Source organism: Allofranklinella schreckenbergeri, from assembly GCF_003703475.1.
Taxonomy (GTDB): domain Bacteria; phylum Pseudomonadota; class Gammaproteobacteria; order Burkholderiales; family Burkholderiaceae_C; genus Lampropedia; species Lampropedia schreckenbergeri.
Genome location: NZ_RDQM01000009.1, coordinates 19,978 through 36,628 on the forward strand (window position 1 = coordinate 19,978; position 16,651 = coordinate 36,628).

The 16,651-nt window shown below is 66.4% G+C and carries 11 protein-coding genes; 7 read left to right on the forward strand and 4 right to left on the reverse strand.

From position 1 onward, the window contains the following. Nucleotides 1-92: 92 nt before the first annotated feature. From EBQ26_RS07985 to EBQ26_RS08000, 4 genes are all read right to left on the reverse strand, one after another. Nucleotides 93-4,775, reverse strand: a complete 4,683-nt coding sequence (locus EBQ26_RS07985; RefSeq protein ID WP_147474030.1) for a YhdP family phospholipid transporter — start codon at nucleotides 4,773-4,775, stop codon at nucleotides 93-95. Nucleotides 4,776-4,814: 39 nt separating this feature from the next. Beyond that, nucleotides 4,815-6,335, reverse strand: a complete 1,521-nt coding sequence (locus EBQ26_RS07990) for a sodium:solute symporter family protein (protein WP_122238497.1) — start codon at nucleotides 6,333-6,335, stop codon at nucleotides 4,815-4,817. A 311-nt stretch (nucleotides 6,336-6,646) separates the two neighbouring features. Further along, complete coding sequence (ubiB, locus tag EBQ26_RS07995) at nucleotides 6,647-8,218, reverse strand: ubiquinone biosynthesis regulatory protein kinase UbiB (RefSeq protein ID WP_122238498.1); 1,572 nt, start codon at nucleotides 8,216-8,218, stop codon at nucleotides 6,647-6,649. A gap of 23 nt (nucleotides 8,219-8,241) precedes the next feature. Further along, nucleotides 8,242-8,748, reverse strand: a complete 507-nt coding sequence (locus EBQ26_RS08000; protein ID WP_238944238.1) for a hypothetical protein — start codon at nucleotides 8,746-8,748, stop codon at nucleotides 8,242-8,244. Between the two features lie 110 nt (nucleotides 8,749-8,858). Between EBQ26_RS08000 and EBQ26_RS08005 the strand changes: the two genes are divergently transcribed. The 7 genes from EBQ26_RS08005 (at nucleotide 8,859) to miaA (ending at nucleotide 16,594) form a co-directional block, all read left to right on the forward strand. Next, nucleotides 8,859-10,124, forward strand: a complete 1,266-nt coding sequence (locus tag EBQ26_RS08005) for a YbfB/YjiJ family MFS transporter (RefSeq protein WP_122238500.1) — start codon at nucleotides 8,859-8,861, stop codon at nucleotides 10,122-10,124. 221 nt (nucleotides 10,125-10,345) lie between these two features. After that, nucleotides 10,346-11,446: a branched-chain amino acid ABC transporter substrate-binding protein gene (locus EBQ26_RS08010; RefSeq protein WP_238944239.1), complete on the forward strand. Its 1,101-nt coding sequence runs from the start codon at nucleotides 10,346-10,348 to the stop codon at nucleotides 11,444-11,446. 113 nt (nucleotides 11,447-11,559) lie between these two features. Continuing rightward, nucleotides 11,560-12,516: an ABC transporter permease subunit gene (locus EBQ26_RS08015; protein WP_238944240.1), complete on the forward strand. Its 957-nt coding sequence runs from the start codon at nucleotides 11,560-11,562 to the stop codon at nucleotides 12,514-12,516. A gap of 29 nt (nucleotides 12,517-12,545) precedes the next feature. Then, on the forward strand, nucleotides 12,546-13,859 hold the full coding sequence (gene livM, locus EBQ26_RS08020; RefSeq protein WP_238944253.1) for a high-affinity branched-chain amino acid ABC transporter permease LivM: 1,314 nt from the start codon (nucleotides 12,546-12,548) through the stop codon (nucleotides 13,857-13,859). Next, the gene (locus EBQ26_RS08025; protein WP_122238504.1) at nucleotides 13,856-14,755 is read left to right on the forward strand and encodes an ABC transporter ATP-binding protein; all 900 of its coding nucleotides are present in this window, start codon (nucleotides 13,856-13,858) and stop codon (nucleotides 14,753-14,755) included. Before livM ends, EBQ26_RS08025 begins: the two co-directional genes overlap by 4 nt. Then, a complete protein-coding gene (locus EBQ26_RS08030) occupies nucleotides 14,755-15,468 on the forward strand; it encodes an ABC transporter ATP-binding protein (protein WP_122238592.1) in 714 nt (237 codons plus the stop codon). Before EBQ26_RS08025 ends, EBQ26_RS08030 begins: the two co-directional genes overlap by 1 nt. Nucleotides 15,469-15,523: 55 nt before the next feature. Continuing rightward, entirely contained in the window at nucleotides 15,524-16,594 is a 1,071-nt protein-coding gene (gene miaA, locus EBQ26_RS08035) for a tRNA (adenosine(37)-N6)-dimethylallyltransferase MiaA (protein ID WP_122238505.1), read from the forward strand. Nucleotides 16,595-16,651: the final 57 nt, after the last annotated feature.

Below are 16,651 nucleotides of genomic sequence, written 5' to 3' on the forward strand. Positions count from 1 at the left end.
TTCATTATTCCAATCAAAGTAAAAATGATTTCAATGCTATCATGCCGAAAAAGCATTATTTATTTTCCTTTTGATTTGTAAAACAAAGGCCATCAAGGCCCATCGCCCGCCTCCGGCATGGTGGTTTGGCGGGGCTCGGCGCGGCGTTGCACGCGCTCGACGATGGGGGCGCTCCAGGCGCCGTGGATGTGAAATTCCCGCGCGGCCGATTGGGCCAGGGGCTTGCCCAGAAAGAGCTGGGCCAGGAAGGTGCCCGCGCCCACGGCGGGGTTGATGGCGGTGGCCACGAGCGAGGCGGTCATGGCGTCCAGCTCGGGCACGACGGTGACTTTGATGTCCTGCGTCTCGCCCAGCACATCGGCCTGGCCTTCGAGCACGACACCGGCGTTGACGCCTTGCATTTGCACGTTGTTGGTGCTGGCCTTGCCTTCTTGCAGTTGCACGTCGCCGCGCACGAAGTCGAAGGCAAAGCCGTCGCTGAAGATGTCGCGAAAGTCCAGACTGAGCCGCCGGGGCAGCGCTTGCAGGCTCAAGACGCCCAGCAGGCGGGCAGCGCCGGCATCGACTTGCAGGAACTGGCCTTTTTGCATGTCCAGATGAAAGCTGCCGCCCAGCGTGGGCAGGTCGAGCTTGAAGGGCGAGCCGCGCCAGCCCAGGCGACCATGCAGCGTGCCTTTGCCCGCATGCAGCACGCCGGGCCAGCCCAGGCGCGAGAGCAGGCGGCCTGCGTCGTCCACCTCCAGGGTGAAGCGCATGTCCATGACTTTGTGGCCGTCCAGCAAGTGGGCGACGGGCTGGGCCTGGCGGGCGGCGCGCCAACTGCCCTGGGCATGCAGGCGCGCTTCGGGCACGTGCAAGGTGAGGTAGTTGATGCGCCATTCGTGCGGCAGCAGGCCGCCGGGCATGTGGTTGACGGCTTGCAAGGCGGCCTGGCCCCAGTCGCGCCCGGCAAACAGCAGGCGGTCGATCTCCAGATCGACCGTGGGCAGGCGGCGCACGCTGGCCCAGTCTGCGCTGGCGCTGCTGCTGGCCTTGGCATGGGCGGCATTGGCGTCGGGCGCGGGCGTTTGGCCAAAGTCGGCTGGCAGCTCCACGCGCGCGAATTTGCCGCGCAGCAGGCCCGTGTCGTCCAGATAGTGGGGGTGGTATTCCAGCTGGCCCTGCATTTCGGCCGCATGGATGTTGGCCACCCAGAACGGGCGTTGCGCGCCGCCGTTTTGGTAGGCCTGCACGGCCACGTCGTGCAGCGTCATCTCGCCCCATTGCAGGCGCTGGAACTGGCCGTACCACACGCTGGGAATCAGGGCGCCAAGGGCCGCAGGCCATACCGAGGGGGCCGATGAGGGGTTCGACGCCGGGGCCGCTGGGGTGGGCGGGTGAGCCTGGGGCACGCCGTCAGGGCGGGGGGTGGAGCGGGCCGAGGGGCTGCTGTGGGCGTCTGCACTGGCGGCGGCTTTTTCGGGGGCTTTTGCGGCGTCTTGCTCGGTGGGCTGGGGGGCGTTGGATGCAGCAGCGCCTGTTTGCGGGCCTTGCAGCCAGGGCAACCAGGCGGAGGCGTCCCAGCCCTCCCAGGCGATAGTGGCGCGCACATGGCCGGGCACGGGAGCGGGGGCGAAGCGGTGGGGGATGAAGCGGCTGAGACGCCGCTCGTCATCGCTGAACGCGCCAATCAGCACCGCGCCCTCGCGCACTTGCCAATCTGGCGCGGCAGGGGCGGCGGTTGTTGTCGTTTTCGCTGTTGCCTTCGCCTTGGCCTCTGGAGCGTTGGCCGTTGGCGTTGGGGGCGATGCGCTGGGCGCGCTGCGGCGCAGGCGGTAGCGCGCATACAGGCGCTCGCCCCAATCGAGCTGCACCCATTCATCGCCTTCGGCATTGGGCGGGGTATGGGTTAAGCGCAGGGGCTGGACGGCATCGGCCGCTTTGTGCAGCGGGGCAGGCAGGCGGCTACCCAAGCCCTGGGTGCTGCTGGCGAAGTCGATGAAAGCGCGCGCGCCAAGGGTGTGCACATCCAGCGTGTAATCGCTCGCGCCGTGCAGCCCGGCCAGCAGGCGATCGGCCAGCCCCTGGCCCGCGCCCAGCGCCTGGCGGGCGTAGCGCTGCACGCCTTCGGCGCTGAAGCGCCCGCGCGCCTGCACCTGCACGCGTGCGGGCGCGTCGCGCCCCTCCAGATCAGGCATGTGCACCTCCAGTTGCACGGGGCCGCCCAAGGCCTGCGCGGTGATGCCTTTGGCGGTAAAGCCTTTTTCGCTGAAGCGCACCGTGCCTTGTGCGCCGTACAGGCTGGGCATGTGCGCCTGACCGTGGATGTCGTTGCCTTGCAAGCGCACTTGGCCTGCCACGGTGTAACCCTGCTGTGTCCCAGACGGCTGGGCATCCAGAGGAATGCCCAGCGCCAGTTGCAAACCAATCTCGCCCGTGCCGCGCCAGTCGTCGAGCGCGTGGCCGGTCATGCGCGCAGCGGGCGTGGTGGCCAGCAATTGCAGTTGCGGCTGCAACGGCCCTTGCGCCGTGGCCTGCACCTGCAAATGGGCGCGGCGAAAGTCCTCGATACGGGCCTGGCTGGGGCCTATGCGCACTTGCGGGACGGCCTGCAAGCGCCCTTCGTGCACATCGATGTGCATGCCATAGCCCTCAAACAGCAGCCGGGCTTTGACATCGGCCAGATCGGGCCAGACGGCTTGGGCAGGTGTTTGGGGAGGGGCCTGGGAAGAAGCCTGGGCAGAGGCTTGCGCCTGGCCTTGCACGCCCCCTTCCTGCTCGGCCAGCAGCGCATGGGGCACGTAGCGGTAGGCGATTTGATCGGCCTCGGCCTCAATGCGAAACCGCCCCGGCGCCGCTGCGCCCGCGCTGCGCGCGCCGTCAAAGGGAAAGTCGCGCAGCAGTCCGCGCACCTCGAATGCCACCTTTTGCCCGAGCCCCTGGCGCACGCTGTCGCGCACATAGTGGCGCGCGGCTTCGGGGATGGACAAGGGCAGATAGCGCCATGTTTGGGCCGCATCGGCCCGCGTGAGTTGGGCTTGCAAATCCAGATGGCCGGGCCAGCGGCCCAGCCCTGGGTGGCGGGCCATTTCCTCCTGCGTCGCCGTGCGCCAGCGCACCGTGGCGCTGCCTTGGGCATGGGCGTTGCGCACCTGGGGCGCTTGCACTTGCACGGCGAGGTGGCCATCGGCACTGTGCTGCCATTGCACTTGCGCCCGCAGCGTTTGCACGGGGATCAGCGCCTGCTCGAACACCGTGGGCAGGTGCACCGCACCATCGTCCATGTGCAATTGGGCCTGGCCGCCGCCGTCCTGCGCCTGCACCGCGCCGCTGAGCTGGCGCACACCCAGGGGAGCGCCCGCAACAGGCCCCATGCCCCAGCCCACGCCTTCCAGCGTGGCAGTCAGCGCCCATTGCGATGGCTCAGCGCCTGCCGACGATGGCTCGCGTTGCCAGTGCCCGCGCACATCACGCAACACGCCGGTGGGTTGCCAGCGCGCCAGATGTTGCTGCACCTGGGCCAGCGCGGCCTGCCAACGTGGCGGCTCGGGCCAAGCCGGGCCGGGGCGAGCCGGGGGATGCGGGGCGGCAGGCGCACCCAGCGCGGCGAGGAAAGCCAAATCCCACTGCGGCGCGTGCAGCTCCAGGCGGCGCCAATGGCCAGGCGCGGTGGGCGTGGCCGGGCGGTAATCCAGCACGGCTGAAAGAGGGCCGCTGCGCCATTGCTGGCGGCCGCGCCGCGCCTCCAGTTGCGCCTGCGTCACCTGCCATGCCGGCCGATGCGGCTGCGGCCCGTTGGCATGCAGTTGCAGGCGCGCCTCATCCCAGGCCAGCAAGGGTTGGGCAGCCGGGCCGGGCACCTGAAGGGCATGCCAGCGTGCATCGAGATCCGCCTCGCGCACATGCTGTTGCCCGCGCGTGGCCTCCAATTGCACCTGGAGATGGGCATCCATTCGACCCTGCGGCACGGCCCCCGGCCAAGTTGCCGCCAGCGCGGGCCAATGCGCCAGGGCAGCAGCAAAACCCGCCTGCACATCGGCCCCGTGCACCTGCAAATGCACAGGGCCTTGCAGCAGCGGCCAATCGTGGGGATGGTGGCCGAGGCGCACGGCCCATTCAGCCTGCAAATCAACCTGCAAATCGGGCTGCAATTGCACCGTCCCCATGGCATGCGGTTGCAGGCGCAGCGCCAGCGTGTGGCGGCCCAGCAGCGTGCGCTCCAGGGCGAGGTCGATGGCCTCCAAAACCAGTGGCTCGGCTTGGCCGTCGGGCGGGTGCACGGTCAGGCGGCCTTGCTCCATCAGCACCTGCGGTTGATCCAGCAGCCAGTGCACGGCGGCCCACGGCAGGGCTGCGGGCGCGTCCCCGCCATCGGCCCAGCTCACCACCATGTGCGGCGCATGCAGGCGCAGCGAATCCCAGCCCAGCCGCGCCAACGATGGCAGCGACACGCCCAGCTCCACCTGCGCCACCTGCACATGCAGCGCGTCGCCTGCCTGGCCGACGTGCACGTCATGCGCTATCAATGTGGGCAGCAGGGCCCAGCCCTGCGGGGGGGATTCGGCGCGCAAAGCGCCAATGCGCACAGGCAGGCCGCTGGCGCGGCTGACGGCGCGCTCCAGCTCAGGCCGCCATTGGTCTAGCTGCGGCAACAGCCAGCCATGCAGCGCCGCCAGCGCAGCCGCTGCCAGCAGCGCCAGTGCCAGCAGTGCGCGCATGCCCCAGCGCCAGCTCCAACGCAACCGCCTGCGCCAAGGCGCAGGCCGGGGGGATGGCTCGGGGCCAGCGGAGTGCACGGCGACCCCTGCTTGATGTATCGCGCCCGCGCGGGCGGCTCAGGCCGCCACAGGCGATGCCGCTTCCAGATGGTGGGGCTTCTCTTTCACGTCGCGCATGAATTGCGGCATCAGCGAGCCGACCACCATGGCCACGATCGCCCCGGCTACGCCTGCAAGCTGTTGCGGCACCAGTTCGCCAAAGACCGCCAGTGCCGCCACCACGCCATTGACACCCCAGGTGTCGGGGTAGCTGGCGGCCAGCAGGCCCGACAGGCCCACCATGCCCCACACCAGAATGCCGAAAATCACCGACAGCACCGCCCCTTGCGTGGTGGCGCGCTGCCAGTACAGGCCGAACACCAGCGGCACAAAGGCGCCCACCAGGGGCAGTTGGTAGGCCTCGGCCACCAGTTCATAAATCGACTTGCCTTCCATGTTGATGGCATAGACCAGCACCATGACGGTAAACACCGGCACGGCAATGCGCATGGCCTTGAGGGTTTGCGCATCGCTCATGCCCGGCTTGATGTTGCGCAGGATGTTTTCCACGAAGGTGGTGGAAGGCGCCAGCAGCGTGGAGGCCGTGGTGGAGGTAATGGCCGAAAGCAGTGCGCCGAAAAATGCCACCTGCAGCAGCAGCGGCATGTGTTTGAGCACCAGCGTGGGCAGCACGTGCTGCACGTCCTTGTCGATGATGGTTTGCACATCGGGCAGGATCAGCACTGCCGCCGTGGCGATGAACATGGGCACAAAGCCGAAGACGATGTAGAAGGTGCCGCCGATGATGGGGCCGCGCGCGGCGGCATCGGCGCTGTTGGCGGCCATGACGCGCTGGAACACGTCCTGCTGCGGAATGGAGCCCAGCATCATGGTGATGAGCGAGGCAACGAAAAACAGCCAGCCACGCCCGTCGCCCCAATCGGGGAACATCTTGAATTTGCCCTCGGTGGCGGCGTAATCAATCACGCGCGCCGCGCCGCCGGCCAGATCGGCGGCGTACCAAGCCACAGCCAGCAGGCCAGCTACGATGACGATCATCTGAATGGTGTCGGTCAGCGCCACCGACCACATGCCGCCATACATGGTGTAAATCAGCACCACGACCGTGCCGATGACCATGCCCCAGAAGAAGCTGATCGAGCCTTCGGAGAGCATATTGAACACCAGCCCCAGCGCCGTGATCTGCGCCGCCACCCAGCCCAGGTAGCTGAAGATGATGATGAGCGAGCAAATCACCTCAATGCCCTTGCCAAAGCGCTGGCGGTAGTAATCGGCCAGCGTCAGCAGGGTTTTCTGGTAGAGCTTGCGGGCGAAGAACATGCCCACCAGCACCAGGCACAGGCCGGCGCCAAACGGGTCTTTCACCACGGCGGCCAGGCCACCATCGACGAACTCGGCCGACACGCCCAGCACCAGCTCCGAGCCGAACCAGGTGGCAAAGGTCACGATGGCCACCATGCTCAGCGGCAAATGGCGCCCGGCCAGGGCGTAATCGGTCGTGTTGTGGACACGGCGGGCCGCCAACAGGCCAATGGCCACGGAGACGAGCAGGTAGAGGACGATGAAGGTAATCAGCATGAAAGACCTCCTGCGGCCGCGGCATGGGAAAACGCGGGCGCTTTCTTTGGCGTTTGCGACTGCCGCCTCGCGCCGGGCCGACGGTGATGCGCAAACTCTCAGGACAAGAAAAAGCCGGAGCCTTGAAGCAAGCTGCCTTGCCCAAGGGATGCTCCGACCCACCTCACAAGAAGCGCCTATGGTCAGCCCGCCGCGCTTCTCTTGCACTGCATGCAAAGGGGCCTGTGCCATGAACCACACAGACCCCTTTTTTGCAGAGCGCGGATTATCTTTATTTTTTGTTTCCGCGCAGGCCAAAAATCATGCCAATTTCATCCGAAAAAGTACCAACGCAGGTACAGCTGTAGCGCCAGCGCACCAAACACGAATCCCAGGCCGCCCGCCACCATCAGGCGCAAGATGCGGTTGGTGCGCTTTTGCTCCTCCAGAAGCTGGCGCAGCTCAGCCTGTTCGGTGCGGCTTTGCGCCGCCAGATAGTCCTTGAGCAAGCGCGGCAGCGCCGGGAAGATTTGCGCGTAACGCGGCGCTTCGTTGCGCAGCTCGCTCCAAAAGCGTTTGGGGCCGACTTGATCGACCATCCACTGCTCCAGAAACGGCTTGGCCGTGCGCCACAAATCCAGGTCGGGGTCAAGCTGGCGGCCCAGGCCCTCGATATTGAGCAGGGTTTTTTGCAGCAGCACCAACTGGGGCTGGATCTCCACATGAAAGCGCCGCGAGGTCTGGAACAGCCGCATCAGCACAATGCCCAGCGAAATTTCCTTGAGCGGGCGGTCGAAATACGGCTCGCACACCGTGCGCACGGCCGCCTCCAGCTCGGCAATGCGCGTATCGGCGGGCACCCAGCCGCTTTCCACATGCAGCTCGGCAATGCGCTTGTAGTCACGGCGGAAAAAAGCGGTGAAGTTTTGCGCCAGGTATTCCTTGTCGAAATCGGTGAGCGTGCCCACGATGCCGAAATCCAGCGAGATATAACGCCCAAAGCTCTGCGGATCGACGCTGACCTGGATATTGCCCGGGTGCATGTCGCCGTGGAAAAAGCCATCGCGAAACACCTGGGTAAAGAAAATCGTCACGCCGTCTTGCGCCAGGCGGCGCAAATCGACCCCGCGCTGGCGCAGCTCGTCGGCCTGGCTGATGGGGATGCCCTTCATGCGCTGCATCACCATCACCTCGGTGCGGCAAAAATCCCAGAACACCTCGGGGATGAGCACCAGATCCAGCCCGTCCATGTTGCGGCGCAACTGCGCGGCATTGGCCGCCTCGCGCATCAAATCCAGCTCGTCGTGCAAATAGGTGTCGAATTCGGCCACCACCTGCTTGGGCTTGAGGCGCTTGCCATCGGCCGAGAGCTTCTCCATCCAGCCCGCGAGCATGTGCATCAGCGCCAAATCCTTTTCGATCACGGGCAGCATGCCCGGGCGCAGTACCTTGACGGCCACTTCATGCGGCTGGCCCTGGCGATCGACGATGGTGGCGAAATGCACCTGGGCGATGGAGGCGCTGGCCACCGGCTCGCGCTCGAAGGAGGTAAAGATGCTGTCGATGGGCTTGCCAAAGGCTTTCTCGATGATGGACACCGCCACCGCGCTGTCAAAGGGCGGCACGCGGTCTTGCAAATGGGCCAGTTCCTCGGCGATATCGGGCGGCAGCAAATCCCGCCGGGTGGACAGCACCTGGCCGAATTTGACGAAGATCGGCCCCAACTGCTCCAGCGCCTGGCGCAAGCGCACGCCGCGCGGCGCGCTCAGATCGCGCCCCATCGACAGCATGCGCACCAGCCAGGCAACGCCGCCCCGGTGGCGAAACTGGCTCAGCGCCATCTCGTCCAGGCCGTAGCGCCACACGACCCACAAAATGCTCCATCCGCGCAGAAATTGCTTCATGGCAGGCAATCCCGTTCTGCCGCTCAGGGCCGTGGCGCGCCGCTGCGCCCTGCGCCCTGCGCAAACTTGCGCAACTCCTGCGCCAGCCGGCTGCCGACCTGCGCCAGCTTGTGCGCAGGCACATCGCCGATGAGGCGCGCCAAATCCTCCTCCAGATCCCAGCGCACGTTGTCGATCACCCAATTGAGCGCGCTGGCCAAATCCACATCGCCCGCGATGCGAATGGGCGGGCGCTGCCCGCGCACCGCGCCTTGCAGCAGCCGGGTCACGGAAGGCTCGGCCACCTCCAGCAGCAAATCGCTGCTGCCAGTGGCTTCATCCAAATCCAGCAGCCCGGCGGGCGTGATGCGCACCTGGGCGTTGAACTGCCGCCAACTGACGTACACGCTTTTGCCCTGTTGCGGCGCCAGCCGCTGCTGCGCTTGCGGCTCCTGCTGCAACACGTGGTTGACCAGCAGCACCATGCGGCGCTGGATTTCCTGCACTAGCCAGCCAGGCAAGGCAATGCCTTGGCCCAGGCCTGAGAGCATGTTGTTCAAAAAAGGGAAAGGGGACTGTATTGACATAGCGGGCAATTGTCGTCGAAGCAGGCGCAGGGCGGCGCAAGCCGCGCCAGATCGCGCCAGATAATGCGCACCCCATGCACGCTACGACCCCTTGCTCACCCCCCTCCCCCTGGCGCATCGCCCTGGCTGGCGCCGTGGCGCTGGCTGCCGTCATGGGGCTGGGGCGTTTTGCGTTCACGCCCATGCTGGCGCTGATGGTGGAGGGCGGCCTGCTGGATTTGCACGAAGGCAGTTGGCTGGCCACGCTCAACTACATCGGCTATTTGCTCGGCGCGCTGCTGTGCATGGCGCTGCCCTGGCTGCTGCGCCGCCACGGCCAGGGCCGCGTGCGAGCGCTCAGCCCGGCGCTGATGCTGACGGCCTTGCTGACGACGGCGGCGCTGCTGGCGGCGATGGCCTGGCCAGCGCCGTGGCTGTGGCGCATCGCGCGCGCCTTGGCGGGGGTGGCCTCGGGCATTAGCTTTGTGCATACCGCCGGGTGGTGCCTGGAGCAATTGGCGCTGCGCCAAGCGCCCAAGCTGGGCGGGCTGATTTTTACCGGCCCGGGCCTGGGCATCGTGGCCTCGGGCCTGGTGGCTTCGCTGCTGGCGCGCCTGGCCTGGCCCCCTTGGGCGATTTGGGCCGCGCTGGCGGCGCTGGGCCTGGCGATGGCCGCCTGGGTGGCGCAGGTGGTGCGCCAAAGCCTGCTTTGGCCGCCCGCCCCTGCCTCGGCCGCCGCGCCCGATGCCGAATCTGCTGCCCCGCATACTCCCGATGCGCCGTGGCGCTGGGAGCATGGCTTGCTGGCAGCGGCCTATGGCCTGGCCGGTTTGGGTTACATCATCACGGCCACGTATTTGCCGGTGATTGCGCAGTTGGCCATCCCCGGCTCGCCCTGGATCGGGTTGTTCTGGCCCGTGTTTGGCGTATGCGTAGCCATCGGTGCGGCCAGCACGGGATGGATTTCGCCGCAAGCCGATCGGCGCTGGCTGCTTATGGCCTGCTATCTGGTACAGGCGCTGGGCGTGGCGCTGCCGCTGTGGTGGCCGCACAGCCTGGGCTTTGTGCTGGGCAGCGTACTGCTGGGCCTGCCCTTTACCGTCATCACCTTGTTCGGCATGCAGGAGGCGCGCCGCTTGCGGCCCGGGCAGGCCACGGCCTTCATGGGGGCGCTGACGATGCTGTACGGCCTGGGGCAGATCGCCGGGCCGCCGCTGGTGGTGCGGCTGATGGGTTGGGCGGGCGATGCCCAGCGCGGCTTTGCTCTGGCGTTGGGCGCAGCGGCGCTCAGCCTGCTGGTGGGCGCGGCGCTGTACGGCGTCATGCTGGGGCTTGAGCGCGCCAAGCGGAAAAATACATGAATTCAAATCAAAGGAAAATTTAATCAATATATAGCATGCCAAAACAAGGTAATTTTGTTTCTTTTGATTTATAATAAAAAATGCCTTACCAGACTTTTTCACCCTTTTGCACGAGCAAAACCTAGGGACAACCCTAATGGCGTTCGACGCGATTTCGGCTACCTTCGCGCGCGCTTTTGTTGCCGTATGTTTCACTCATTTCACTTTCCGGGAGTCCATCCATGATGAAGAAGACTTTGCTGAGCACCGTCGCTTTGGCCGCATTGGGCGGCTTTTCCACGGCTGCGCTGGCCGATCACGCCGTGGCCATTGCCGGGCCGATGACGGGCCAATACGCCTCGGCAGGCGACCAGATCCGCAAGGGCGCGGAAATGGCCGTGGCCGACATCAACGCGCGCGGCGGCGTGTTGGGCGAGAAGATCAAGCTGGAAGTGGGCGACGATGCCTGCGATCCCAAGCAAGCCGTCTCGGTCGCCAACACGATGGTGAACAAGAACATCGTGTTCATGCACGGCCACTGGTGCTCCAGCTCCACCATCCCCGCCTCGGATGTGTACGCCGAAGCCGGTATTCCGATGGCCACTGTCTCGACCAACCCGCAGGTGACGGCGCGCGGCCTGACCAACCTGGTGCGCATCATGGGCAGCGACGACCAGCAAGGCGTGGTCTCCGGCGGCTACATCGCCGAGCACTTCAAGGACAAGAAAGTGGCCGTGGTGGACGACAAGAGCGCCTACGGCAAGGGCCTGGCCGATGAAATGGCCAAAGCCATGAAGGCCAAGGGCAAGGAGCCGACGCTGCGCGAGTCCATCACCGCAGGCGAGAAGGACTACTCCGGCCTGGTGACCAAGCTCAAGCAAGCGGGCGTGGAAGTGATGGCCTACGGCGGCTACCACACCGAGGTGGCCTTGATCTTGCGCCAGGCGCAAGCGGCCGGGCTGAAACTGCTGGTGATGGGCAGCGACACCATGACCAACTCCGAGCTGATTACCGCTGCTGGCCCCGCTGCGGACAACGTGTTCTTCACCTTCTCGCCCGATCCGCGCAAAAACCCCCAGGCCGCGCCCGTGGTGGAGAAGTTCCGCGCCGCCAAGATCGAGCCTGAAGGCTACGTGCTGGTGGCCTACGCCGCCATGCAGTTGTTCGAGCAAGCAGCCACCGCCGCCAAGAGCACCAAGGCCGCTGCGCTGGAAAAAGCCATGCGCGAAGGCACGTTCAACACCGTCATCGGCGAGCTGTCCTTTGACGACAAGGGCAACCTCAAGGCCCCTGGCTTTGTGGTTTATCGCTGGCAAGGCGGCAAGTACGATTACGCGCAATAAGCCCTTCGGGCAAGAGCCTGCGCAAAGAACTTGCCCCAACGGTTTTTTGCACAGGCTTTGAGCTACGGCCCCGCCCTCGGGGCCGTAGGCCGTGTTACGGGCAACAGCGGCGCATGCGCGCGGCTGCCCGGCCCATCCCCCCCAGGAGTTTCCCCGTGGCTTACGCCCTTCAACAACTGATCAATGGCCTGACGCTGGGCGCCATGTACGGCCTGATCGCCATCGGCTACACGATGGTGTACGGCATCATCGGCATGATCAACTTCGCCCACGGCGATATTTTCATGATCAGCGCCTTTATCGCCGTGACGGCCTTCACGCTGCTGGCCGCCGCCGACGTCACCTCCATCCCGCTGGCGCTGACCTTTGTGCTGATCGTCTCGGTGTTCTTCACCTCCGCCTACGGCTGGGCGGTGGAGCGCACGGCCTATCGCCCCCTGCGCGGCTCCACGCGGCTGGCGCCGCTGATCTCCGCCATCGGCATGTCGATCTTTTTGCAAAACGCCGTGCAGCTCACCCAGGGCGCGCGCGTCAAGCCCATTCCGCCCGTGCTCGAAGGCGGCATCGTGCTGTGGGAAACACCCGATTTCACCGTGCAAATCGGCTGGGTGCAGTTGCTCATCATCGTCACCACCGTGGTGCTGATGCTGGCCTTTACCTGGATGATTGCACGCACGCCCTTTGGCCGCCAGCAGCGCGCCTGCGAGCAAGACCGCACCATGGCCGCGCTGCTGGGCGTGAATGTGGATCGCACCATCTCCCTGACCTTCATGCTGGGCGCTGCGCTAGCGGCCGTGGCCGGGCTGATGGTGACGGTGTATTACGGCGTGGTGGATTTCTTCATCGGCTTTCTGGCCGGCATCAAGGCCTTTACGGCGGCGGTGCTGGGCGGCATTGGCTCGCTGCCCGGGGCCATGCTGGGCGGCCTGCTCATTGGCCTGATCGAATCGTTCTGGGCCGCCTACCTGTGGGCGGAATACAAAGACGTGGCCACCTTCGGCATTTTGTGCCTGGTGCTGATGCTGCGCCCCTCGGGCCTGCTGGGCCGCCCTGAAGTGGAGAAGGTGTAATGGCTACCGTTGTTTTCGCCCGCCACGCCATGACGGCGCAAGAGCGCCTGCGCGATGCGAGCTGGATCGCCTTCGTGGCCCTGATTCTGGGCATTCCGCTCATTGGCTTTACCACGGTGGATGTGGGCGGCAAGTTGGCCGTGCAAACCCGCTTTGGCCTGCTGGCCGTGGCCGTGGCCGTGGTGTTTGCCGGGCGGCTGCTGCTGCGCTGGCTGCTGGATATGCGCGCCAACGCCCAACGCGCGCGCGCCCAGGCAGCACAGACGGCCCCAACCGCCTCATCGGCGCAAGTCGCTGCCAGCGCTCCGGCCCATGCAGGCGGGGGCGCGCGGCGCGTCATCTACTGGCTGGGCTGGCTGGCGCTGGGCCTGGCCGTGGCGCTGCCGCTGGCGTTTTCGGACAACCGCTACGTCGTCGATACCGCCACCACCGTGCTGATTTACGTCATGCTCGGCTGGGGCCTGAACGTGGTGGTGGGCCTGGCGGGCCTGCTGGATTTGGGCTATGTGGCCTTTTACGCCGTGGGCGCGTATTCGTATGCGCTGCTGTCCACCCAGTTTGGCTGGAGCTTTTGGGCCGCGCTGCCCGTCTCGGGCCTGCTGGCGGCCACCTTTGGCATTTTGCTGGGCTACCCCATCTTGCGCCTGCGCGGCGATTACCTGGCCATCGTCACGCTGGGCTTTGGCGAGATCATCCGCATCGTGCTGCTGAACTGGACGAGCTTTTCCGGCGGCCCCAACGGCATCGCCTCCATCCCCCGGCCCAGCTTTTTCGGCCTGAGCTTCGCCGCCCGCGCGCCCGAGGGGCAGCACACCTTTGCCAGCTTCTTCGGGCTGGAGTTCTCGGCCATGCACCGGCTGATTTTTCTCTACTACCTGATTCTGGCGCTGGCGCTGCTGACCCACGTTTTCATCGCGCGGCTACGCCGCCTGCCCGTGGGCCGCGCCTGGGAGGCGCTGCGCGAGGACGAAATCGCCTGCCAGGCCATGGGCATGAACACCACCAACATCAAGCTCTCGGCCTTTGCCATCGGCGCCATGCTCGGCGGCTTTGCGGGCGTGTTCTTCGCCGCGCGGCAAGGCTTTATCTCGCCCGAGAGTTTCGTGTTCACCGAGTCGGCCATCATCCTGGCCATCGTGGTGCTGGGTGGCATGGGCTCGCAAATGGGCGTGGTACTGGCGGCTACGCTGCTGGTGCTCATCCCCGAGCTGGGGCGCAATTTTTCCGAATACCGCATGCTGCTGTTTGGTCTGGCAATGGTGCTCATCATGGTGTGGAAACCCGGCGGCCTGCTGGCGCACCGCGAACCGACGCTGCGGCTGCACAAGGAGGGCGCACGATGACGGCACCGCAACCCACCCCCTCAACCCCCACCGCTGCGGCCCCGTTGCCGCCCACGCTGCTGTCCGTGCGCAATCTGACCATGCGCTTTGGCGGGTTGACGGCGATCGACGACTTGTCGCTGGAAGTGCCCGCACGCAGCATCACCGGCATCATCGGCCCCAACGGCGCGGGCAAGACCACGCTGTTCAACTGCCTGACCGGCTTTTACAAGCCCACCAGCGGCACGCTGCTGCTCAACCACCCCGTGCGCGGCGCCATGCGGCTGGAGGCCCTGCCCGGCCACCGCGTGGCGCGCGATGCCCAGGTGGTGCGCACCTTCCAGAACATCCGCCTGTTCCCGAAGATGACGGTGCTGGAAAACCTCATCGTGGCCCAGCACAACGTGTTGCAGCGCGCCTCGCGCTTTTCCATTGCCGGGCTGTTTGGCCTGCCCGCTTACCGCCAGGCCGAGCGAGAAGCCGTAGAGCGCGCCGCCATGTGGCTGGAGCGCCTGCAACTGCAACACCTGGCCGACGATGCCGCTGGCGCGCTGCCCTACGGCATCCAGCGCCGCATCGAAATCGCCCGCGCGCTGTGCGTGGACCCCGTGCTGCTGTGTCTGGACGAACCCGCCGCCGGCCTCAACCCGCGCGAATCGGCCCAGCTCAACGAGCTGCTGCTGTACCTGTGCGACGAGCTGGGCATCGCCATCTTGCTCATCGAGCACGACATGAGCGTGGTCATGGGCGTGAGCGACCACATCGGCGTCATCAGCTACGGCCGCAAAATCGCCGAAGGCACGCCCGAGCAGGTGCAAAACGACCCGCAGGTCATCAAAGCCTATCTGGGCGAGGACGACGACGAAGAACCGGACAGCGCCGCTGCCGCTGCCACCACAGAAAAGGCCCGCACATGATGCTGACAATGGAGGGCGTGCACGCCCATTACGGCCACATCCACGCCCTGCGCGGCATCGACGTGCAGGTGCAGGTGGGCGAGGTCGTCACCCTCATCGGCGCCAACGGCGCGGGCAAATCCACGCTGATGATGAGCCTGTTCGGCCAGCCGCGCGCCAGCGCCGGACGCATCGTCTTTGACGGCGAGGACATCACCGCCGTGCCCATGCACGAAATCGCCCGCCGCGGCATCGCCCTGGTGCCCGAAGGACGGCGCATTTTCGGGCGCATGACCGTGATGGAGAACCTGCAAATGGGCGCAGGCTTTGCCGATGCGGCCAACTACGACGCCGACATCGCCCGCGTCTTCGCCATGTTCCCCATCCTGCAAGAGCGCCAAAGCCAGCGCGCAGGCACCCTCTCGGGCGGCGAGCAGCAAATGCTGGCCATTGGCCGCGCCCTCATGAGCCGCCCCAAGCTGCTGCTGCTCGACGAGCCCTCGCTGGGCCTGGCGCCCATCTACATCCGCAAAATCTTCCAGATCGTGCGCGAACTCAACCGCAGCCACGGCATCACCATCTTGCTGGTCGAGCAAAACGCCAACCAGGCCCTGCGCGTGGCCGACCGCGCCTACGTGCTGCAACACGGCCAAATCACCCTCAGCGGCACCGGCGCCGAGCTGCTGGCCAGCCCCGAGGTACGCGCCGCCTACCTGGAGGGCGGGCACGGCTGATGGCCCGCCCGCGCCCCCCGCTGCCTCGCCCACTCGCCCACTCGCCCGCCGCACGATGCACACGCCAGTCCCTGCACCAGCCGCCTCCCCAGCGCCAGCGGCCTGGCTGGAGCTGCCTTTTCTCGTGCTCACCGGGCCAACGGCCTGCGGCAAATCCGCCCTGGCGCTGGCCCTGGCGCAAATGCTCGCGCCGCAGTGCCCGGTGGAAATCATCAGCATGGATTCGGCCCTGGTCTATCGCGGCATGGACATCGGCACCGCCAAGCCCAGCGCCGCCGAGCTGGCGCAAGCGCCGCACCATTTGATCGACATCCTGGAGCCGCACGAAAGCTACAGCGCCGCCGCCTTTGTGCGCGATTGCGGCGCGCTGGTGCAAGCCATCGTGGCGCGCGGGGCCTTGCCGCTCATCGTCGGCGGCACGCTGCTGTACCTGCACGCCATGCTGCACGGGCTGGATCCGCTGCCGCAGGCCGACCCCGCCGTGCGCGCCAGGCTGGACGCCCAAGCCCGCCAGCAAGGCTGGCCCGCCCTGCACGCCTGGCTGACGCAAATCGACCCGGCCAGCGCCGCGCGCCTGGCCCCGCACGACGCCCAGCGCATCCAGCGCGCGCTGGAGGTCTGGCTCATCAGCGGCCAAACCCTCTCCAGCCTGCAAACGCGCGGCCAAACCACCGCTGAAACCACCGCCGAAAGCACTGCCCAAGCGGCCGACGCCTGGCGCGCCAACTGGGTGCGCCAGCGCGTGCTCTCGCTCGAACCCGCCGCGCGCGCCTGGCTGCACGCGCGCGCCAACCAGCGCCTCGACGCCATGGTGCAAGCGGGCTTTCTGGACGAAGTGCGCCGCCTGCGCGCCAACCCCGCCTTGCACGCGCAACTGCCCGCCATCCGCGCCGTGGGCTATCGCCAAGCCTGGCTCATGCTCGACGGCCAACTGCCGCCCGGGCAATGGCTGGAGCAAGCCAAAGCCGCCACGCGCCAACTGGCCAAGCGCCAGCTCACCTGGCTGCGCAGCATGCCCACGCGCCGCGTGCTGCCCTGCGACACCCTCAGCCCCGCCCAACTGCTGGCGCAAGCCCTGCCGCTGGCGCAGCAACTGGCTGGAGCGCTACCGCGCCAAGCCCATTAGGCAACGCTGCCCGCATCGCATTCCAAATGCAAATCAAAGGAAATTAGACCCATTGAT